The sequence below is a fragment of the Roseomonas acroporae genome, from assembly GCF_023223525.1.
In the GTDB taxonomy this organism is placed as follows: Bacteria; Pseudomonadota; Alphaproteobacteria; order Acetobacterales; family Acetobacteraceae; genus Roseomonas_E; species Roseomonas_E acroporae.
Genome location: NZ_JALPRX010000073.1, coordinates 101106 through 120704, shown reverse-complemented (window position 1 = coordinate 120704; position 19599 = coordinate 101106). Strand labels below are relative to the sequence as shown.

The following is a 19599-nucleotide window of genomic DNA, read 5'->3' as shown; positions in this document are numbered from 1 at the left end:
CGCGCCGCCCTCGCCCGGTCCCGGCAGCGCGTCGCCCGGCAGGTAGGGGTCGTAGGCCAGGACACGCATGCCGAAGGCGTCCGCGTAGCGCGCCACCTTGGAGCCGATCGCGCCGTAGCCGACGATTCCGAGCGTCACGCCGTCGATGTCGCGCGTCATGCGGGAGGTCTTCTCCCACAGCCCGTTCCGCATGCCGTCCACCACCGAGGGCAGGTCCTTCAGCATGGCGAGCATCAGCGCCATGGCGTGCTCGGCGACGGAGCGGGAATTGGCACCGGCCGCGCGCGTCACGGTCAGGCCGCGCGCGCGGGCCGCCGGGATGTCGATGCCGTCGATGCCCGCGCCGTGTCGCGCCACGACGCGCAGCGCCGGCGCGGCGGCGTCCATGACGGTGTCGTTGATGTAGCCCTGGCGGTGCAGCAGCGCCACCGGGCGGTGGGTGGCGATGGCCGCGAGCAGCTCCTCTTCGCTCGGGTAGCCGCTGGTGCAGTGCACGGCGTAGCCCGCCGCCTCCAGCAGAGCGACGGCCTCCTTCGCCAGCCAGGCGGCGGAGACGAGGACATTGGGGCGGTCGGCGTGGTCGGTCATGGGTCGGTCTTTCGAAGAAGCGGAGGGGGCGGGAAAGGGAGCGGGGCTCAGTCCTTCCACGGGTGCTGTGCCCAGAGCGCCCGCAGCGACGCCTCCGCACCCAGCACCATGGAACGGAACTCCTCCCCGACGAGCGGATGCAGCGGCAGGGACTGGCGCTCGGCGGCCGCGAGCCAGTCCGGCGCCGCGAGGGCGGTACGGAAGGCGCCGAGCAGCGGCTCCCGGATCGCCGCCGGCAGGCCGGGCGGCGCGAAGAAGCCGCGACCGGCGCTGGCCAGCACGTCCACGCCCTGCTCGCGATAGGTGGGCAGCTCGGGCGCCAGAGGCGAGCGTTCCGCCGCGGCGAGGCCGAGGCAGCGCACGCGCCGCTCGCGCAGCAGCGGCAGCGCCTCGCTGAGATTGAAGGCGCCGATGTCGAGCTGCCCGGCCAGCAGCGGCGGCAGGATCTGGGCGGTGCCGCTGAAGGGCACGTGGGTCAGGCGGATGCCCGTGGCCTGCTCGGTCATCAGCATGGCCAGGTGGTCGTCGCCGCCCGTTCCCGCGGTGCCGTAGGGCAGGTCGCCCGGGTCCCGCCTCGCCGCCGCGACGAGGTCCTGCAGCGTGCGCAGCGGCGAGGACGGGATGACGAACAGCCCGCAGGGATCGTCCACGAGGTTGGCGAGGTAGGTCAGCTCCGCCGGCTTCCAGCGCACGGGTCGCTCGATCGGCGTGCTGACGAGCGAGGGGAAGGCGGCGGCGCCGAGGGTGAAGCCGTTCGGCGCGGCGTTAGCCACCGCCTCGGTGCCGATCTGCCCGCCGGCGCCGGCGCGGTTGATCACGACGAAGTTCGAACCTGGCAGCGCCGCCCGCAGGAAGGGCAGGAAGGCGCGCGCCATCACGTCCATGCCGCCGCCCGGGGCGAAGGGCACGATCACCTCGATGGCGCGCCCGCCGGGCCAGCCGGTGGTCTGGGCGCGGACAGTGGCCGGCAGGGCGGCGAGGGTGCAGGCGGTCAGGAAGCGGCGGCGCAGCATGGAACGTTTCTCGTGTTTCTCGTGGCGTCGCGCGGCAGGGCTGCCGGCGCGTCGCGATTCCTCCGCGCCGGTCCGATCCCGCCGCAGCGGGCGGGTCACGGCGGCGGAAATGTCGTTGCGATGCAGGGCACCGCCGGGGGAGGGGGGAACATCCGGGAAGGCGTCGCCTCCCCGGGCTGTCCGCGCGGTGGCCTGGCGGGGCTAGAGCCGATCCAGCCTGACTGTATCAGGCCGGAACGGCTCCAGCCGTTGATCCGGCGCATTTTCCGAGCCGCTGAGCGAGGACGCTCAGCTTGAAAATGCTCTAATCCAGCCCCTCGCAGCCCAGCCGGCGCAGCGTGGCATCGACCCAGGCGGCGTCGTGCGTGCCGGCCTCGATGTTGGCCATCTGCTTCTGCTCGGCCTCGAACTTCGCCTGCGCCTTCGCGAGCACCGACTCCAACTCGTCGAAGGGAACCGCGAGCAGCCCGTCATCGTCGCCCAGCACGAGGTCGCCGGGGGCGATCACCATGCCATCGATCGCGACCGGCACGTTGATCTCGCCCGGGCCGTCCTTGTACGGCCCGCGATGCGTGACGCCGGCGGCGAAGACCGGGAAGGACTGGCCGCGGATATAGGCGGAGTCACGGATGGCGCCATTGAGCACGATGCCGCCGACGCCGCGCCTGATCATCTGCATCAGCATCATCTCGCCCATCAGGGCATTGGTCAGGTCGCCGCCGGCATCGACCACGATGACGTCGCCCGGCTCGGCCAGGCCGATCGCCTTGTGGATCATCAGGTTGTCGCCGGGGCGGGCCTTCACCGTCAGGGCCGGGCCGGCCAGCACGCCGCCGGCATGCATCGGCCGCAGCCGCGCCCCGCCGGCCGTCATGCGCGACATGGAATCGCTGACATTGGCGACGGGCAGACGGCTGAACCGCTCCGCCATCGCGGCATCCACCTTCCGTGCTCGGGGAAGGATACGGAACCCTGAAGCCATCTGCTTCCTCCTGTTCGGCTCGCCATCGGCCGGCGGAGAGTTGTTGACAAGCCGGCCCGCCGGGCATAATCGAAACGTGATTTCGAAATACTGGGTTCGGGAGGCCCTTGCAAGATGTTTGATCGGCATGTCCAGGATTTCCGCAACGCCGCCGCCGGCCAGGGCCGGCCGGATGGCCGCCACGGCACCCTGTCGCGGCGCGGCCTGCTGACAGCCGCCGCCGCTTTCGGCGCCGCATGCGGTCCCGCCTTCCCCGGAACGGCCCGGGCGCAGGCCGCCTATCCCTCCCGCTCCATCCGGGTGGTGGTTCCCTGGGCGCCCGGCGGCGCGGTCGACACCATCGCGCGACGCATCGCGCAGCGCCTGTCGGAGCAGATGGGCCAGCCGGTGGTGGTCGAGAACAAGGCCGGCGCCACCGGCACGATCGGCGCCGCCGACGTCGCCCGCTCGGCGCCCGACGGCTACACGCTGCTCGCGATGGACAACACCTACGCGATGCTGCCCTTCCTGTTTAACCGCCTGCCCTTCGACCACGCGCAGGCCTTCGTGCCGATCACCGTCAGCGCCTTCTCCCCCGTCATGCTCGCGGTCGGCCGCAACGCGCCCTACGCCGACCTGAAGGCGCTGATCGAGGCGGCGAAGCGCGAGCCGGAGAAGATCACCTACGGCACGGGCGGCATCGGCAGCGCGCCGCACTTCGCGACGGAGGCGTTCCAGCAGGCAGCCGGCATCCGCCTCTACCACATCCCCTACAAGGGCGCCGGCGAGGCGGTGACGGCGGCGCTGTCCGGACAGGTGGACATGGTCATGGTCTCGCTGGGCTCGGCGCTCGGCAACGTCCGGGGCGGGCTGCTGCGGCCGCTCGCCATCAGCGGCGACCACCGCGCCGCCGTCCTGCCGGAACTGCCGACCTTCGCCGAGGCCGGGCTGCCGGGCTTCGGCGTGGTGAACTGGTCCGGCCTCGCGGCGCCGAAGGGCACGCCGCCCGCGATCGTCGAACGGCTGCACGCCGAGGTCGCCAGGGCGCTGGAGGTGCCCGAGGTGAAGGAGTTCCTGGCCACCCTCGCCTCGGAACCCGGCGGCATGCCGCCCGCCGCCTTCGCCACGCTGATCCGACAGGAGGCCGATCGCTGGCAGGAGGTCGCGGCCAAGGCGCAGATCGAGCGCCAGTAGCCGCGTTCGTCCCTCGTCTCCGATCCCCTGCCAGGACTCCCCGACCATGAGCTTCTTCGCCCCGCCCCGCCGCCTCGAGACCGCCGTCTTCACCCGGCTGCCCGACCGCTTCCGCCGCCCGCGCCGCACCGCCTGGGCGGAGGCCAACCGCGGCGGGCGCGAGACCGACTGCTTCCTCGAAGGCCCGGCCTTCGACCGACAGGGCCGCCTCTACGTCACCGACATCCCCTTCGGCCGCGTCTTCCGCGTCTCGCCGCAAGGCGAGTGGGAGCAGGTGGCGGAATACGATGGCTGGCCGAACGGGCTGAAGATCCACCGCGACGGGCGGATCTTCCTCACCGACTACAAGCGCGGCCTGATGCTGCTCGATCCTGCCACCGGCGCCGTGACGCCCTTTCTGGAGACGGTGCGCTCCGAGAGCTTCAAGGGGGTCAACGACCTCTTCTTCGCCGAGAACGGCGACCTGTTCTTCACCGACCAGGGCCAGACCGGGCTGCACGACCCGACCGGGCGGGTGTACCGGTTGGAGCCGGCGGGCCGGCTGACCTGCCTGATCGACACGGTGCCCAGCCCCAACGGCATCGTCCTCCTGCCCGACCGCAGCGCGGTGCTGGTGGCGGTGACGCGTGCCAACCAGATCTGGCGCCTGCCGCTGCACGCCGACGGCAGCGTCACCAAGGCCAGCGTGTTCTGCCACCTGCATGGCGGCCCGAGCGGCCCGGACGGGCTGGCGCTGGATGCCGGCGGCAACCTGCTGGTCTGCCACGCCGGCTTCGGCACGGTCTGGCGCCTGTCGCCGCGCGCCGAACCGCTGGATCGCATCGCCTCCTGCGCCGGTTGGTCCACCACCAACCTCGCCTTCGGCGGGCCGGAGAACCGCAGCCTGTTCGTCACCGAATCCGAGACCGGCAGCATCCTGCGGGCGGAACTGGAGACGCCCGGCCTGCCGCTCCATTCCCATGCCGCGTGAGGCGGGCGGTGGGGCGTCGCGCTCCTGCGGCCGGCGCCGAGATACGGCTTGCCGCCCCGCCGCCGCCGCCCTAACCGTCGGCGGCATGGATAGGAAGAGCAAGGCCAAGGCGTCGCTGGAAGGTGTGGCCGCCGCCGACCGGGCGCTGACGCTGCTATCGGCCTTCCGCAAGGGCGACGCCGCCGTCTCCCTGGCCGATCTCGCCGAGCGCACCGGCCTGGTCAAGAGCACCATCATGCGGCTGGCGATCTCGCTGGAGGAGCACGGCTATCTCGTGCATCTGCCGGATGGGTCCTATCGGCTGGACGCGGAGGTGCTGCGCCTCGGCACGATCTACCAGCAATCCTTCCGGCTGGAGGCGCATGTGCTGCCGGTGCTCGAAGCGCTGGTGGCCCGGACCGGCGAGAGTGCCGCCTTCTACATCCAGCGCGGCGAGCACCGGCTCTGCCTGTTCCGGGCCGACAGCCCGCACCTGCTGCGGCTGCATGTGCGCCAGGGCGACATGCTGCCGATGGACAATTCCGGCATCGCCCAGGTGCTGCGCGCCTTCGGCGCCGTGCCGGTGCCGGCCTATGCCGCCACGCTGCGCCTGCCGGTCTTCACATCAGGCGCCAACGATCCGCACACGGCGGCGCTGGCCATGCCGGTGTTCGGGCCGGGCGAGCGCTTCGCCGGCGCGCTGAGCATCTCCGGGCCGGTGACCCGGCTGACGGCCGAGGCCGCCACGGCCGCCGGCGAGCCGCTGTGGCGCGCCGCGCGGGACCTGACGCGGGCGCTGGGCGGCGAGCCGCCCGCGGGGCCGGCGCTGGAGGTCCTGTCGCGGCCGCCAGGGCAGGGGCCGGCCATGCCCGCCGAGGCTGCCGCTGCGCCGGAGCCGGCCGGCGGCAGGGCCTCGGCACGCCGACGGCGCGACGCGGGCTGACGCGGCGCCGCCGGCACGATCGCCGGCAGCCGGCTGACAGCGGCCACCGTCCCGCCACGGCGGGGTAGCTGGCCCGCGCGGCATGGAGACCATCCGGGCGGCGGCGCGACCGCTCGGGACACCCCCTTTCCCGAACACCGACCAGTCATGGGAGGCGGCATCGGCCTGCCGCGCCGCATCGGCCGCGGCATCCTGGCCGAAATGCACGCCACCGGCTCGATTTATATTGAAATTATATTTCATTTTTATCCGGACCATGCCCGGACGCCTGTCGGGAAGCGCTGCCTTCCCGCCCGCCCCAACGTGAATCGCCAAGCACGAAAAGGAGGAATCCTGTCCGCCATTTCCGGCACCGGTCTCGAGACCGCCACCATGCGGAAGGTCGTCCTCCGCCTCGTGCCGTTCCTGATGATCTGCCACTTCTTCAGCCTGCTCGATCGTTCCAGCATCGGCGTCGCCTCCTCGAGCGCCGTCACCGGCCACAGCCCGAGGGCTGCCTGCACCATCGGCACCATCTCGGCCTCCCGCCGCGCCATCGTCGCCTCCGCAACCCTCACAGCGACAGCGCATCGGAACCGGCTGCGCCAGATCAAGCGCACCCGTGCACAGGTCTCATCAGTCCGCCTTCAATAAATCATGGACAAACAATATTATTATATCGTAATATTACTGATTACTATAAAGCTTGTTCGCTATTTTTCTTGAAAATATAGTTTGATTATATTGTCGTTTTAATCAATCATTCCTATCAAATCCTGGTAGGTGATTCCGTGCCGCTGACCCCGACAATGTCTCGTCGCTCCATGCTGCCGCTGACCGGGACCCTGCTCCTGCCAGCCGCCGCGCGCGCGCAGGCGCGCTGGAAGCCGGATCATCCGGTCCGGATCGTCATTCCCTTCGCCACCGGAGGCGCCTCCGACATTCTCGCGCGAGGCGCCGCTGAGCAGTTGTCGCAGTCCCTGGGCCAACCGGTCGTGGTGGAGGCACGTCCCGGTGCCGGCGGCAATCTGGGCGCCGAAGCGGCTGCCCGTGCCGTACCGGACGGCCACACCGTCTTCTTCGGCGGCATGTCGAGCAACGCCATCAACCAAGCGCTCTACACACACCTCAATTTCGACCCGGCGGCGGATCTCGTGCCCATCGGCATGTTCATCGGCATCGCCAACGTGCTGCTGATCAACCCGGCAAGGCACGATTTCGCCGACCTGAAGGCGATGATCGCCGAGGCGAAGGCCAGGCCGGGAGCGCTGGCCTACGGCTCCTACGGCGCCGGCTCGGTCACGCATCTGACCATGGAGCTGCTGTGCCGCGCCGCCGGCGGGATCGATCTGCTGCACGTGCCCTATCGCGGCTCCGGCCCGGCGGCGATCGGTCTGCTCGGCGGCGAGATCGCCATGATGTTCGATGGTGCGCCGAGCGCCGTGCAACAGGTACGGGCCGGGACGCTGCGGGCGCTCGGCGTCAGCACCGCGCAGCGCATCGAGGCCCTGCCGGACGTGCCCTCCCTGGCCGAGGCGGGGGTGCCTGGCTACGACGTACCCTCCTGGTATGCCATGTTCGCGCCCACCGGCACGCCGGCCCCCGCGCTGGAGCGCTGGCGGCAGGAACTGGCGGCGCTCTGCGTCTCGCCGCCGTTCGCTACGGTGCTGCGCCACAGCGCCGCGCGCTACATGGCGATCGAGGGCGCGGCGATGGAGCACTTCCTGGCCGCCGAACGCGACCGCTGGGCGGCCGCGGTGCGCGAGAGCGGCGTACGGCTCGACTGAGACGCCGCGGCGGTCCCGCAGGCCCTCGGCGGACGGCGGGGCGACGGCGCGCACGCTCAGACATCCCACCCGGGCTGGGTGCGGTCCAGCAGCCGGAGCAGGGCAGGCCACTCCCGATGCCCGACCGGCAGGAAGTCCTGCCGGTGATCCATCGTGCCCTGGTTCTGCTCGACAGCGGCGCGGTCGCGCAACGGCGGTGGCGGCAGCACGAGATCGTCGGCGGTGCGCGCGCCGAGCAGCAGCTGCGCACGGCAGGCCTGCTCCAGGTAGTACAGCCGGATGAACGCCGCCGGCGCGTCCGCGCCGACCGCCAGCGTGCCGTGGTTGCGCATCAGCATCACGAGGTTCCGCGTACCCAGGTCGCGCGCGATCGCCTCGCCCAGGCCGCCGCCGCGTGCCGCGCCGTCGTAGTCATGGCTGGCGGTGAGGCCGTGGAATTTCAGCGCCCACTGGCTGAGCGGCAGCAGCCCCGCCGGCATGGCGCCGACGGCGATGCCGGCCTGGGTATGGGCATGGATCGCGGCGCCGACCTCCGGCCGCGCGCGATGCACCGCGCCATGGATGACGATGGCAGTTCGGTTCAGCGGCCAGCCATTGCCCGGGTCGACGATGCCGCCTGCCGCATCCACCTCGACGGCGTCGCCGGGGCGTACCTCGCCCAGCATCATGCCGTAAGGGTTGAGCAGGTAGTGGCCGGGCCGGCCCGGCACCAGGACGGAGAGATGTGTGGAGGTGATGTCGTCCAGGCCGAAATGCGCCATCAGGCGGCACAGCGCCGCCATCTCGCGCCGGGCGCGGGCGATCCCTTCCGCTACCGGATGACCGGTGTCACGCTCGACGGCCATGGAGACCATCCCCTCTGTCCTTTGTTTTCCGGCGCTGCCGGGTGGCAGCTACCCATGCCTCGTCGCGCGTGGCCTGCTGCAGGAAGTGGCCGATGCCGCTGCCATAGCCGCCCTGCCGTCGTCGGAACGCGCGGCGGTCCGGGTGCTGATCACCAACGCCACCCGGGGCTGCGACGCAGCGCTGCTGGCGCTGCTGCCGGGGCTCGAACTGTTGATCTCGCTCGGGGCCGGGCTGGACCGCATCGACCGGCCGGCGCTGGCAGCGCGCGGTGTGGCGTTGCGGGCGGTGGGCGAGGCGTTGACCGAGGACGTCGCCGATCTGGCCATGGCTCTGACCTTGATGACGGCGCGCCGCCTGGTCGCCGCCGATGCCTTCGCGCGTGGCGGCGCCTGGCAAGGTGCGCGTTTCGCGCCGGGCCGCAGCCTGGCCGGGGCGACGATGGGCATCGCCGGCGTCGGCGGCCGCATCGGCCAGGCGATCCGCCGGCGGGCCGAGGCGGCGCGCATGCACGTCGTCGGCTTGGCCCGGCCCTCGGCCGAGGGGCTCGGAATCGCGCTGCTGCCGGACATGGCGGCGCTGGCCGCCGCCAGCGACGTGCTGATGCTGGTGTTGCCCGGCGGGGCTGGGCTGCGCCACGTGGTCGGCACGCCGGTGCTGCGGGAGCTTGGTCCGGACGGCATACTGATCAATGTCGGGCGCGGCGAACTGGTCGACACGACTGCCCTGATCGCCGCGCTGGAACAAGGGATGATCGCCGCCGCCGGGCTCGATGTGCTGGAGGGCGAGCCGGCGGTGCCGGCGGCGCTCGCCGCCTTGCCCAACGTCACCCTCACGCCGCATATCGGTGGCGCCACCCTCGGCGCCCGGGCCCGGGCGGCGGCCATCGCGGAGGAAACGGTACTGGACCTGCTCGGCCTTCACGCTGGCAGGCCTGCCAGCGCGTAGCGTCCGGCCTGGATCACGCCGCGCACCCGCTGCAGCGCGTCCGGCGCCAGCAGCGGGTCGCCGTCGACCAGCAGCAGGTCCGCGCGCATCCCCGGGCGCAGCAGCCCCCGGTCGTCGAGGCCGAGGATCGCCGCCGCGCCGCCGGTCGCGGCCGCGATCGCCAGGGCCGGCGGCGCGCCGAGCGCCACCAGCCGGCCGACATCGTCGCCGAAGCGCCCATGCATGTTGTCGGCGCCGAGGCCGAGCCGCACCCCGCGCGCGACCGCCAGCGGCACCGCCGCGCGCAAGGCCCCGGCGACCCTGGCGAGGCGGGCGGCAACGGCCGGGTCCCGCGCGGCCGCGAGCGGGATGCCATCCGGGCGCAGGAAGCGACCCGGCGTCAGCACCCAGGCCGTGCCGCTGGCGGCCAGTGCCGCGATGCCCTCGGCCTCCAGCAGCGCCCCGTGCTCCAGCGTGTCGGCCCCGGCCTCGGCCGCCGCGATCGCCGCCGGGCCGCCCTGTGCCGCGACGGCGACGCGCAATCCGGCCGCCCGCGCCGCCCGCACCGCGTGGCGCAGCAATTCTGGCGCGTAGGCAGCTTCGGCAGGGCCGAGGCCGCGGCCGTTGATGCCGCCGGTGGCGACCAGCTTGATCCAGCCGTGCCCGGCCGCCGCCGCTTCCTCGATGGCCCGGCTCAGCGCCGCCGCGTCGTCCAGCCCGCCCTCCGGACGCTGCTGGTGGCTGCCGGTCGGTGCAATGGGCGCACCCGACGTGATCAACGCCGGGCCGACGAGGTGGCCAGCCCGCTGTTCGGCGGCAAGCGCGGCATCCAGCCCGCCGCCCTCGCCCATGATCCGCTGGGTGGTGACGCCGGACAGCAGGTCGCGCCGCAGGTGGCGCGCGGCGACGCGGCAACGCAATACCGTGTCGGCGCCGAACATCTGCTGCATCGGGTCGGGCTGATCGGGATCCACCGAGAGGTAGTCATGCAGGTCGATCAGCCCAGGCATCAGGGTGCAGCCGGGCGGCAGATCCAGGGGACGGGCCCGGGCGGGCGCCGGCGCCCCGGGCGGCAGCAGGGCGGCGATCCGGGCGCCGTCGAGCAGCAGGGCACTGCCCGGCGGCAGTGCGCGACCGTCGCCGTCCAGCAGCCGTTCCGGCTTCAGCAGCAGCATCCCGGCGCTACTGCGCCGCCAGGGCAAGCGCCACTGGCGCTGGGTCGAGGCCGAGTAGCGTGGCCGGATGCCGGCGCGCCAGATGATCGATCTCACCGGCGGAGAAGCCGTGCAGCGCCAGGATGCGGAGCCACATCCGCATGCCCTCGATGGGGTGCGCGTTGTCGTGCTGGCCCAGGTCGGTGGCGACGAAACAGCGCTCCACGCCCAGCGCCTTGATCGTGTCGGTCAGCTTGCGCGGGCTCTGCTGCTGCCGGTTCGGCATGGTCGGGTTGATGCAGAACTCGAACCGGAGGCCGAGATCCGCCAGGGCCTTCAGATCCTCGATCGGCCAGTCGGTGGCGTGCCAGCCGACATGGGTCTGCACCAGCCTCTCGTAGCCGATGCGCCGCGCCTCCCGTGCCACCGCATAGACCTCGTCGAGCGCGACATGGCCGGTGCCGGTCACCAGGTCGGCGGCCTTGGCCAGCGCCAGGATCTCGGTCACCTCGGGCTTCAGCCCGCCGGACTCGTCGACCAGGCGGATGCCCGCCACGGGCACTTGCGGCAGCGCGCCGGCGCGCTGGCCAAGCCAGGGGTAGGTCGGCATGCCGAAATGATCGAAATGATGCTGGGCATGCACGGTGGGCAGCCACATCACCCTGGCGCCGAAGCCGATGGCGGTGCGCACCGCCTCCGGGTTCAGGCCGCCGACGCTGTGGTTGAGCACGATGGAACCGAACAGTTCGATGCCCGGCACCACGCGGCGCACCAGTTCGACCCGATCGGCATTCGGCACGTAGATGCTCTTGAGCACCAGGCCGCGATACCCCGCCGCCCGCGCCTGCTCGGCCGCCTCCAGATCGTCGAGCGGCCGGTCGAACAGGCAGGGCATGGTGTGCAGGTGCATGTCGATCACGCCCTGCAGCAGGTCTGTGTCGGCACGGGAGAAGGAGAAGGACATGGCGGCACTCCTGGGCCAATGACCCGGAGGCCGGATCGAGCCCGGTTGTCGTCCGCCCCGGCCGATGCCATCAACGGGAAAGTCGGCATCGGGTGATCAGGAATCCGCATCGGGGCGGTGCCGGCCCTGCCGCCCTGCCTCGATCCGCGTCACCCCGGCCAGGGTCTGGGCACGGCCATGATGAACCTGCGGCGCCTGCGCGCCTTCCTGACCGTCAGCGAGGCAGGCGGCTTCCGCCGCGCGGCGCAGCAGCTCGACCTCTCGCAGCCGGCGCTGACGCGGCAGATCCAGGTGCTGGAGGCGGAGATCGGCGCCCGGCTGATCCACCGCGACCGCCAGCCCCTCGCCCTGACCGAGGCCGGCCGCTTCCTGGCGCAACAGGCTGGACGGCTTCTGGCCGAGGCGGCCTTCCTGCGGCAGGAGGTGCAGCGGCTCGATGGCGGCAGGGATCCGACGCTCTGCGTCGGGGTGCTGCAATCGATGCTGGAAGGCGTCTTCGCCGCTGCGCTGCCCGGATGGCGGCGGGACTGGCCGCAGGTGCCGCTGCGGGTGACGGGCTTCCGCTCCAGCCAGATCATGGCCGAGGTGATCGACGGCCGGCAGCATCTCGGCTTCATCGGGGTACGCCCCAGCGATCCACGACTCGTCTGGCAAGACCTGATCGAGGATCCCTTCGTCGTGGTGCTGCCGCCTAGCCACCCGCTCGCGCACCGGACCGGAACGCTGCCACTGGCGGCGCTGACCGAGGAGGGGTTGGTGCTGCCGCCGCCGGGCTTTGGCCTGCGCGATGCCGTCGACATTGCCTTCGCGGCCATCGGCCTTGCTCCACGGGTGACGGCGGAGCTGGAGGGGATCGGCGCCATCCTGGCGCTGGTCCGGGCCGGGCTGGGGCCAAGCCTGCTGCCTGCCACCGCCATCGCCGGTCTGGCCGGGCTGGCGGTCAGGCTGCTGGATGGCGAGGTGCCGAGCCGGACCATCGGCGCGGTATGGCATGTCGGGCGACGTAGCGACGCACCGATCGATGCCCTGGTCGCGGCCGTCGCGCGGGCGGCCACGACGATGCGACAACCGGTGGGGCCTCTACGGCACCGTCTATGATCTGCGACCGAGCATAGGGCATTGTCACGCTGACGAGGCATTGCCGAAACGATCTGTCTGGGCCAAGCTCGCTCGATGACGCGCGACTGAGATTGCCCCGATGGGCTCTTCCGCGGGAAGCGTGGTTCAGGCGGCGAGGAGCACGCGGCGCCGGAGGCGGTCGAAGCTGGCGCGCCCGAAGGTCTGGCGCCTGAGCCGCTTCGGCTTGCCCACCTGTCCCTCCGTCTGCCCGCTGCTCCACGGCGTGGTGAGCGCGGCCTTCACCGCCGCGCCGTCCTGCAGCAGCCAGGCGAAGGTGGTGACGTGCGTCGCGGGCCAAGCCAGCGGTGGACCCGCCTCGCCGTTCCGCGGAAGCCCCGTTCCCGCAACGCGCGCCGCAGCGTCATGGCGTTCTCGCAGCCGGCCGCGAGCCGCGCCTGCGTAATCCGACGCAAAGCGGCCGGTGATTCCGGGTTCTCCCGCGGAAAGCATGCTGCTTGTCATGATCATGCGGCCTGCAGGACACGGGAGCGCAGGAGACCGAACCCGGCGCGGCCGTACATGGATCGCTTGATCGTCTTGAGGCGGTTGATGTGTCCCTCGACCGGGCTGGTGGACCACGGCGTGGTCATGGCGGCGACCACGGCGGCGATGTCGCGCCCGATGCCCCGGGCGAAGCTGACCAACGCACTGTCGCGCGCCTCGGCCGTCCAGCCTGCCAGGGCAGCGCCGGCCCGGGTGTTGTCCGGAGATGGGGGCCGATCGGCTCGCCGAGCCGGCCGATCAGCGCGACATGAAATTGCCAAATACCCTCTCACTCGTAGATTTGCGATTTTCGTTGAAAGCTCGAGGCCTTGAGGGCAAAGTGCCGCGGATGTCGGACGTACCGCGGATGAACCCGCTCAACACGCCGGTCGCGTTCGGTCTGTTCGTGGGGAGAGAGGATGGGGCGCAGGAGGCGCGCAGCCTGACCTCGGCCGTTCAGGCGAGATTGCGGGCGGAGATCATTGCCTGCCGCTTCCGCCCGGGCGAGAAACTCGCCATCGCGACGCTCAGCAAGCGCTTCCAGGTCAGCTACGCCCTCGTCCGCGAGGCGCTGTCCCGGCTGATGGCCGACGGACTTGTCGTGGCGGAGGACCAGCGCGGATTCCGGGCGAGCCCCCTCTCACTGGCCGACCTGCGCGACCTCACCCAGACGCGCGTCGAGATCGAAGGCCTCGCCCTGCGCCGATCCATGGCCCGGGGGAACGATGCCTGGCGGTCGTTCGTGGATGAGACCTGGCAGTCTCTCGACGCGGCGGGCCGCCCCGCCACCGAGATGAGCGAGAGCGAGCATGAAACCTGGTCGACCAGGCACGCGCGGTTCCACAGCGCACTCGTCGGTGTCTGCGGCCTCGACAATCTCCTCCGGTTCCGCGCCGTCCTCTACGAGCGAACGGAGCGGTACCGGCGGCTGGCACCCCTGATCCGCGCCAAGCCGCGGGACGTCCAGGCCGAACACCTGGCGATCCGGAACGCGGTCCTGGCCGGCGACGCTGATGCCGCCTCAGCGCTGATGGCGGCCCATCTGCAACGCACGGCGGACGATATCGTGCGCTCCTGCCGGGAGCACGGATGGCCCGACACCCTGGACAGCGATCCCGTGTCGCCCCGTCCGGAGGAGATGGCGTGTTCGACCTGACGCTCAGCTTCGACAACGGCCCGGAACCGACGGTCACACCGCAGGTGCTGGACAGCCTGAGGGCTCGCGGCCTCCGTTCCACCTTTTTCACGATCGGGCGCAAGCTTGCCGTGCCGGCGGGTGCGGCGCTCGCGCGGCAGGCCTATGAGGAAGGCCACTGGATCGGCAACCATACCTGGTCGCACGGAACGCCCCTGGGCGAACTTGCCGAGACCGGCCATTCATCGGGCGAGATCCTGGACACCCAGGCGGCCATCGGCGAACTCGCACACCCGCTGCGGCTGTTCCGTCCCTTCGGCGGCGGCGGCCACCTGGACCGGCGCCTGCTGAACGCCGAGGCGGTGCGGACGCTCCGGGCAGGCGGCTTCACCTGCGTGCTGTGGAACGCCGTGCCGCGCGACTGGGCCGACCCGGAAGGCTGGTGTGAGACGGCCCTGCGCCAGATCGCGGAAAGGCCTTGGACCCTGCTCGTGCTCCACGATCTGCCTACCGGCGCCATGGCGCATCTCGACCGCTTCCTCGACGCAGCGGCCGCGGCGGGGGCACGCTTCCGCCAGGACTTCCCGCCGGACTGCGTGCCGATCCGAGGCGGCGAAGTCGTGGGCGACCTGTCGGGGATGGTGATGGGCTGAGGATGGCCGCCCGCGATCGGAGGTAGGCAGGGGCATTCTCCCGCCTGGTGCGCGGCGGTCGGGGTGGTCGCTCCAGACTTTCGATCAAAAATGTCGATATTCGCTTGACGCTATCCTCGCCGCGGACCAATGCTCAGCCCGACGTCCAGATCGCTCGGCGCAGGCCACCACCCCGCCGCAGAACGCACACGGAGGAAGCCCATGGCGGACAGACGTGCCCTGCTCCTCGGCGGTGCGTGCCTTCTCGCCGGCGCCGCCGCCCGGGCACAGCCGGGCTTTCCCAACCGCGCGATCACCCTCATCGCCCCCTCCGCCCCGGGCAGCCAGACCGACATCTTCTCCCGCGTGCTGGCCGAGCCGCTGGGCCGGTCCCTCGGGCGCCCGGTGGTCGTGGAGAACCGGCCGGGCGCGAGCGGCATCCTCGGCACCCTCGCGACCGTGCGCGCGGCGCCGGACGGCCACACCCTCGTCTACAACTCCAACAGCGGCACGGCGATCGCGCCCCAGCTCCGCCGCCCGCCGCCCTACGTGACACCGCGCGACCTGACTCCCGTGGCCCTCACGCTCAGCGGCCCCTCCGTCATCGTCGTCGGCGACGCGGTCGAGGCCGCCACGATCGAGGACTTCGTGGCGACGCTGCGCGCCCGGCCCGGTCGCCTCAACCTCGGCAGCCACGGCGTCGGCTCCTTCAGCCACGTCGCCATGGAGATGTTCATGGCGGAGACACGCACGGTGCTGACGCACATCCCCTACAACGGCGGCGGCCCGCTCGGTTCGGCCCTTCTCGCCGGCGACGTGCAGGTCGCGCTCCTCGACGTCATGACCGCCCGGCCGCTCCTGGCCCAGGGCCGGGGACGTGTCCTGGCGCAGGTGGGGGAGCGGCGCTCGCCCCTCTTCCCGGACGTGCCACTCGTCTCCGAGACGGTCGCTTCCTCCGTCAACATGGATTACTGGCTCGGCCTCTTCGCCCCGGCCGCCACGCCGCCGGCGCTCGTCGAGCGGCTCCATGCGGAGGTCACGGCCGCCATGGCCCTGCCCGCCAGCCGCGCGCGGGTGGCCGAGGCCTCCATGCTCCCGCCCGCCATCACCCTGCCCGCCCTGCGGGAGAAGGTGGCGCGGGAGTGGGAGGAGTGGGGGCGCGTCATTCGGGACCGCGACATCGTCGTCCAGTGACCGCCGGCCCTGCCTGGCCCGCCAGATCCCGTCCAGCCGGAGACCCCCGATGGCCCGCGTGCCCCTGCCGACCCGCGACGAGTTCCCCGAGTCCCACCGCGACGCCTACGACCGCATGGTGCGCGAGCGCGGCGACCCGACGCCGCACGTCTTCCTTGCCCTCGCGAACATGCCGAACCTGCTCGACGCCCTCCTCACCTTCACGCGGGAGATGCGGCACGGCGCCGTGCTCGACGCGCGCTACCGCGAGCTCGGCATCATGATGACGGCACACGTCGCGCGATCCGCCTACGAGTTCGAGCACCACTGGAACCATGCTGTCCGCGCCGGCGTGCGGCGCGAGCAGCTCGAGGCGCTCGACCACTTCGAGACCTCGCCGCTCTTCGACGTGCGCGAGCGCGCCGTGCTGCGATACGCCGCCGAGGCCACCAGCGCGATCGAGGTAACGGACGCGACCTGGTCCGGCCTGACCGACGCATTCACCGTTCGCGAGGCGATGGACCTCGTCATGGCGGTGGCCTGGTACAACGCCGTCGCGCGCATCAACGGTCCCCTGCGCATCGCGAACGAGCCCTGGTTCCGCCGCGTCTGACCCAGCCCGTCGTCGAGAGGCCCCCATGCGCTTCCCCGATCCCGTCTTCTACCCGCCCTTCAACATCACGCGCGCAAGCCACGCGGTGCTGACGGTGCGCGACCTCGCGGCCAGCCGCGACTTCTACACGCGCGTCATCGGCCTCGTCGTGACGGAGGAGGACGCGGATACCCTCTACCTGCGCGGCATCGAGGAGGTGGCGCACCACAGCCTCGTGCTGCGGCGATCGGACGGCGTGCCCGCCTGCGAGCGCGTCGGCCTGCGCGTCCTGACCGAGGAGGAGCTGGACAAGGCGGCGCGGCACTTCGCCGGGCTCGGCCTGCCGGCGAGCTGGGCGGAAGCGCCCCACCAGGGCCGGACGCTGCACGTCAGCGACCCGTTCGGCATGCCGCTCGAGTTCGTCGCCAGGATGGACCTCGCGCCGCGCCGCCTGTTCCAGACCGACCACCACCCAGGCGGCGCGGCGCTCCGCTTCGACCACAAGCAGATCCACGTGACCGACGTCGCCGCGGCCTGCCGCTTCTACACCGCGCTCGGCTTCCGCACCTCGGACTACGTCGTGGCCGGGCCGGAGGACGCGATGACGGGCGCCTTCATGCACCGCAAGGACATCCCCTGGGACCTCGTCTTCCTTCCCGGGCCCGGTCCCCGCCTGCACCACTTCGCCTACGTCACGCCGAGCCTGAACGACATGATGCGCGCCTGCGACGCCGCCGGGCTGCACGGCTACGGCAGCTCGGTGGAGCGCGGCCCGGGCCGGCACGGCCAGGGGCACGTCCAGTACGTGTACTTCCGGGATCCCGACGGCCACCGCGTGGAGCTGGTGCTGGAGGCGCCGCACAACATGACGGACCTGGAGCAGGTGCCGGTACGCTGGGACGCCGAGAAGCGCAAGGGAACGATGGACTGGGGGTATCCCGCCCCGCGCCGCTGGTTCGAGGAGGCGACGGTGTTCGCGGGCGTCCCGCCGACGCCCGCCGGCCCCGTGCCGGGACGCGTCACGCTGGAGGACCACCTGGCGGCATGGGCGGCCGGCTGAGCCGGCCGGCGCGGCGCGGGGAGGAAGCAGCGATGTCGCAGGTCGGACGCCGTGCGGTACTCGCGGCCCTCGCCGCGGCGGGGGCGGCCGCCCCCGCCCTGGCCCAGCCGGTCGCGGAATGGCCGCGCGGGCTCACCACCGCCCTCGTGGTGCCCTACCAGCCCGGCGGGCCGGCCGACGCCCTGGGACGGATCCTCGCGGCCGGCCTCGCGGAGCGGCTCGGGAACGTCCTCGTCGTCGAGAACCGGCCGGGCGCCTCCACCACCCTCGCCGCCCGCCAGGTCGCGCGCGCGCGGCCGGATGGCCGGACGCTGCTGCTCGGGACGGTCGCGACCTTCGCGAACGCGCCACACGCCTTCCGGCATCCCGGCTACGACCCGGTCGCCGACTTCACCCACGTCACCCTGATCGTCGACTCCGTCTACGGACTCGTGGCGTCCCCCCGTTGGGAAAGCCTCTCCCAGGTGCTGGAGGCCGCGCGCGCGGCGCCGGGCCGGGTGAGCTACGGCAGCCAGGGCATCGGCACGACCGGCCACCTGCCCATGGTCGACCTGTCGATCCGTTGCGGCGCGGAATTCACCCACGTGCCCTATTCGGGCGCGGCCCCCGTGCTGAGCGACCTCATGGCCGGGCGCCTCGACCTCATGTTCGCGCCCGTCGCCGCCGCGAAGCCGCTGCTGGAGGAAGGCCGGATCCGTCCCCTGGCGGTCGCCCTGCCGCAGCGCTCGCCGCTCCTGCCCGGCGTGCCGACCTTCGAGGAGCTGGGCATCCGCGACTTCGCCCCCGGCGGCTGGTACAGCCTCGCCGCCCCGCCCGGCCTGCCCGAAGAGTGGGTGGCCGCTCTCTCCTCGGCGATGGCCGCGGTGACGAACGCCGCACCGTTCCGGGACTTCGCCGAGCGCAACGCCTTCATCGTGCTCGATCCCGGCCCGTCGGCCATGCGGGCGCGCCTCGCCGCGGACCTGGTGAGCCAGGGGCGGCTGATGCGCGCGGCCGGCCTGGTGCCGTCCTGAGCCCCCCGCGCGCCGGCGTCGCACAGGCCATCCGGGAGAACGGAGAAGACATGACATGACGAGCCGCCGACGGATCATCCACGCGGCCCTGGCCGCTGGGGCGGGCCTGGCCACGCCCTTCTCCCGGCCGGCCCTGGCGCAGCCGGACCGCGCGCCGCTCGTCATCCTCGTGCCCTTCGCCGCCGGCGGACCGGCCGACCAGATGGCGCGCGCGATCGGCAGCGGCGTGGCGGGCGTCTCGGGGCGGACGGTCGTGGTCGACAATCGGCCCGGCGCCGGCGGCCAGATCGCCGCGACGGCCCTGCTCCACGCCCCGGCCAACGGGCGCACCCTCCTCATCGGGGACATGGGCCACCTCGCCTACAACGGCGCCCTGTTCCGGAACCTCTCCTACGATCCGCTGACGGACCTCGCGCCCGTCGCGGGCTGCATGGCCATGCCGGTCGCCCTGTTCGTCCCGGCGGACAGCCCGGCGCGGTCCCTCGGGCAACTCGTCGAGGCCGGGCGGCAGCGCGATCTCGCCTACGCCTCGCAGAGCACGGGCTCCCCCGGCCACATCCTCGGCGAGATGCTGCGCGGCGCGACGGGGATGCGGCTGACCCACGTGCCCTATCGCGGCTCCGCCCCCGCCATGACGGACCTGATCGGCGGCCGGGTGGACCTGCTGTTCGACGGCATCGGCGCCGGGCTGCCCTACCTCGCCGCGGGGAAGCTCAGGGTCCTCGCCGTCGCGACGCCCGAGCGCCTGCCGCTGCTGCCGGATATCCCGACGACCGCGGAGGCCGGGCTGGAACAGCTGCGCATGAGCGTCTGGTTCGGCCTGGCGGCGCGCAGCGGCACCCCCGCGTCGGTCGTGGAGGAGGTGTACCGCCCGATCGCCGAGGCCCTGCGGATGCCCGCGCTGGTCGGGCGCTTCGAGGAGCAGGGCTTCGTGATGACCCCGATGGGACCGGAAGCGTTCGCCCCTTTCGTCCGGAGCGAGGCCGAGCGCTGGGGGGCGGTCATCAGACGGTACGAGATCCGCCTGGACTGAGCAGGCTTCGCGGCCTGCGCCACGGCTGGATTTCGGCGGAGGCAGGCTGCGCAGGCC

The 19599-nt window shown here is 72.3% G+C and carries 21 protein-coding genes and 1 pseudogene; 14 read left to right on the top strand and 8 right to left on the bottom strand.

The genetic code is table 11. The annotated features are described in order from the left end of the window. The 3 genes from M0638_RS17185 to M0638_RS17175 all read right to left on the bottom strand — a co-directional run. Nucleotides 1-588: NAD(P)-dependent oxidoreductase (locus tag M0638_RS17185; protein ID WP_282572092.1), on the bottom strand; the 588-nt coding region annotated here is incomplete at its 3' end. 47 nt (nt 589-635) lie between these two features. Beyond that, on the bottom strand, nt 636-1601 hold the full coding sequence (locus M0638_RS17180) for a Bug family tripartite tricarboxylate transporter substrate binding protein (RefSeq protein WP_248668226.1): 966 nt from the start codon (nt 1599-1601) through the stop codon (nt 636-638). 304 nt (nt 1602-1905) lie between these two features. Then, nucleotides 1906-2583 (bottom strand): RraA family protein, encoded by a 678-nt coding sequence (locus M0638_RS17175; RefSeq protein WP_282572091.1) that lies wholly within the window; start codon nt 2581-2583, stop codon nt 1906-1908. Nucleotides 2584-2697: 114 nt separating this feature from the next. Between M0638_RS17175 and M0638_RS17170 the strand changes: the two genes are divergently transcribed. The 5 genes from M0638_RS17170 to M0638_RS17150 all read left to right on the top strand — a co-directional run bounded on the left by M0638_RS17170 (nt 2698) and on the right by M0638_RS17150 (nt 7414). After that, nucleotides 2698-3756: a Bug family tripartite tricarboxylate transporter substrate binding protein gene (locus M0638_RS17170; RefSeq protein WP_248668224.1), complete on the top strand. Its 1059-nt coding sequence runs from the start codon at nt 2698-2700 to the stop codon at nt 3754-3756. 46 nt (nt 3757-3802) lie between these two features. Further along, entirely contained in the window at nt 3803-4726 is a 924-nt protein-coding gene (locus M0638_RS17165) for an SMP-30/gluconolactonase/LRE family protein (RefSeq protein WP_248668223.1), read from the top strand. A gap of 85 nt (nt 4727-4811) precedes the next feature. Further along, a complete protein-coding gene (locus M0638_RS17160) occupies nt 4812-5648 on the top strand; it encodes an IclR family transcriptional regulator (protein ID WP_248668222.1) in 837 nt (278 codons plus the stop codon). Between the two features lie 147 nt (nt 5649-5795). Then, the gene (locus M0638_RS17155; RefSeq protein ID WP_248668221.1) at nt 5796-6281 is read left to right on the top strand and encodes a hypothetical protein; all 486 of its coding nucleotides are present in this window, start codon (nt 5796-5798) and stop codon (nt 6279-6281) included. A gap of 170 nt (nt 6282-6451) precedes the next feature. Further along, a complete protein-coding gene (locus M0638_RS17150; protein ID WP_248668220.1) occupies nt 6452-7414 on the top strand; it encodes a Bug family tripartite tricarboxylate transporter substrate binding protein in 963 nt (320 codons plus the stop codon). A 56-nt stretch (nt 7415-7470) separates the two neighbouring features. Here the strand turns inward: M0638_RS17150 and M0638_RS17145 are convergent, their stop codons facing one another. Further along, nucleotides 7471-8259 carry a class II aldolase/adducin family protein gene (locus M0638_RS17145; protein ID WP_248668219.1) on the bottom strand — a complete coding sequence of 263 codons (789 nt, stop codon included), beginning with the start codon at nt 8257-8259 and terminating at the stop codon, nt 7471-7473. On the opposite strand from M0638_RS17145, the gene M0638_RS17140 reads away from it, so the two are divergent. Then, on the top strand, nt 8258-9205 hold the full coding sequence (locus tag M0638_RS17140; protein WP_248668218.1) for an NAD(P)-dependent oxidoreductase: 948 nt from the start codon (nt 8258-8260) through the stop codon (nt 9203-9205). The two genes, M0638_RS17145 and M0638_RS17140, sit on opposite strands and share 2 nt — an antisense overlap. On the opposite strand, the gene M0638_RS17135 is transcribed toward M0638_RS17140, so the two are convergent. Together M0638_RS17135 and M0638_RS17130 are read right to left on the bottom strand one after the other, a co-directional pair. Continuing rightward, entirely contained in the window at nt 9178-10359 is a 1182-nt protein-coding gene (locus tag M0638_RS17135; protein ID WP_248668217.1) for an amidohydrolase family protein, read from the bottom strand. The two genes, M0638_RS17140 and M0638_RS17135, sit on opposite strands and share 28 nt — an antisense overlap. Nucleotides 10360-10366: 7 nt before the next feature. Further along, the gene (locus tag M0638_RS17130) at nt 10367-11302 is read right to left on the bottom strand and encodes a DUF6282 family protein (protein WP_248668216.1); all 936 of its coding nucleotides are present in this window, start codon (nt 11300-11302) and stop codon (nt 10367-10369) included. 117 nt (nt 11303-11419) lie between these two features. Between M0638_RS17130 and M0638_RS17125 the strand changes: the two genes are divergently transcribed. Next, nucleotides 11420-12400 carry a LysR family transcriptional regulator gene (locus M0638_RS17125; protein ID WP_248668215.1) on the top strand — a complete coding sequence of 327 codons (981 nt, stop codon included), beginning with the start codon at nt 11420-11422 and terminating at the stop codon, nt 12398-12400. A gap of 126 nt (nt 12401-12526) precedes the next feature. Here the strand turns inward: M0638_RS17125 and M0638_RS29330 are convergent. Beyond that, a pseudogene (locus M0638_RS29330) lies at nt 12527-12685 on the bottom strand (ISL3-like element ISMdi2 family transposase); the annotation flags it as partial. A 200-nt stretch (nt 12686-12885) separates the two neighbouring features. Further along, on the bottom strand, nt 12886-13197 hold the full coding sequence (locus M0638_RS28885) for a transposase (protein WP_345893041.1): 312 nt from the start codon (nt 13195-13197) through the stop codon (nt 12886-12888). Nucleotides 13198-13271: 74 nt separating this feature from the next. Between M0638_RS28885 and M0638_RS17110 the strand changes: the two genes are divergently transcribed. From M0638_RS17110 to M0638_RS17080, 7 genes are all read left to right on the top strand, one after another. Then, nucleotides 13272-14060, top strand: coding sequence for a GntR family transcriptional regulator (locus M0638_RS17110; RefSeq protein ID WP_248668214.1), 789 nt, complete (start codon nt 13272-13274; stop codon nt 14058-14060). Next, nucleotides 14048-14692 (top strand): polysaccharide deacetylase family protein, encoded by a 645-nt coding sequence (locus M0638_RS17105; RefSeq protein ID WP_248668213.1) that lies wholly within the window; start codon nt 14048-14050, stop codon nt 14690-14692. The genes M0638_RS17110 and M0638_RS17105 overlap by 13 nt, the downstream gene beginning before the upstream one ends. A 201-nt stretch (nt 14693-14893) precedes the next feature. Continuing rightward, nucleotides 14894-15865 (top strand): Bug family tripartite tricarboxylate transporter substrate binding protein, encoded by a 972-nt coding sequence (locus M0638_RS17100; RefSeq protein WP_248668212.1) that lies wholly within the window; start codon nt 14894-14896, stop codon nt 15863-15865. A gap of 49 nt (nt 15866-15914) precedes the next feature. Then, nucleotides 15915-16457, top strand: coding sequence for a carboxymuconolactone decarboxylase family protein (locus M0638_RS17095; protein WP_248668211.1), 543 nt, complete (start codon nt 15915-15917; stop codon nt 16455-16457). 25 nt (nt 16458-16482) lie between these two features. Further along, the gene (locus M0638_RS17090) at nt 16483-17496 is read left to right on the top strand and encodes a VOC family protein (RefSeq protein WP_248668210.1); all 1014 of its coding nucleotides are present in this window, start codon (nt 16483-16485) and stop codon (nt 17494-17496) included. Between the two features lie 32 nt (nt 17497-17528). Further along, nucleotides 17529-18509, top strand: a complete 981-nt coding sequence (locus M0638_RS17085) for a tripartite tricarboxylate transporter substrate binding protein (RefSeq protein ID WP_248668209.1) — start codon at nt 17529-17531, stop codon at nt 18507-18509. Between the two features lie 55 nt (nt 18510-18564). Next, entirely contained in the window at nt 18565-19542 is a 978-nt protein-coding gene (locus M0638_RS17080) for a Bug family tripartite tricarboxylate transporter substrate binding protein (protein WP_248668208.1), read from the top strand. Nucleotides 19543-19599: the final 57 nt, after the last annotated feature.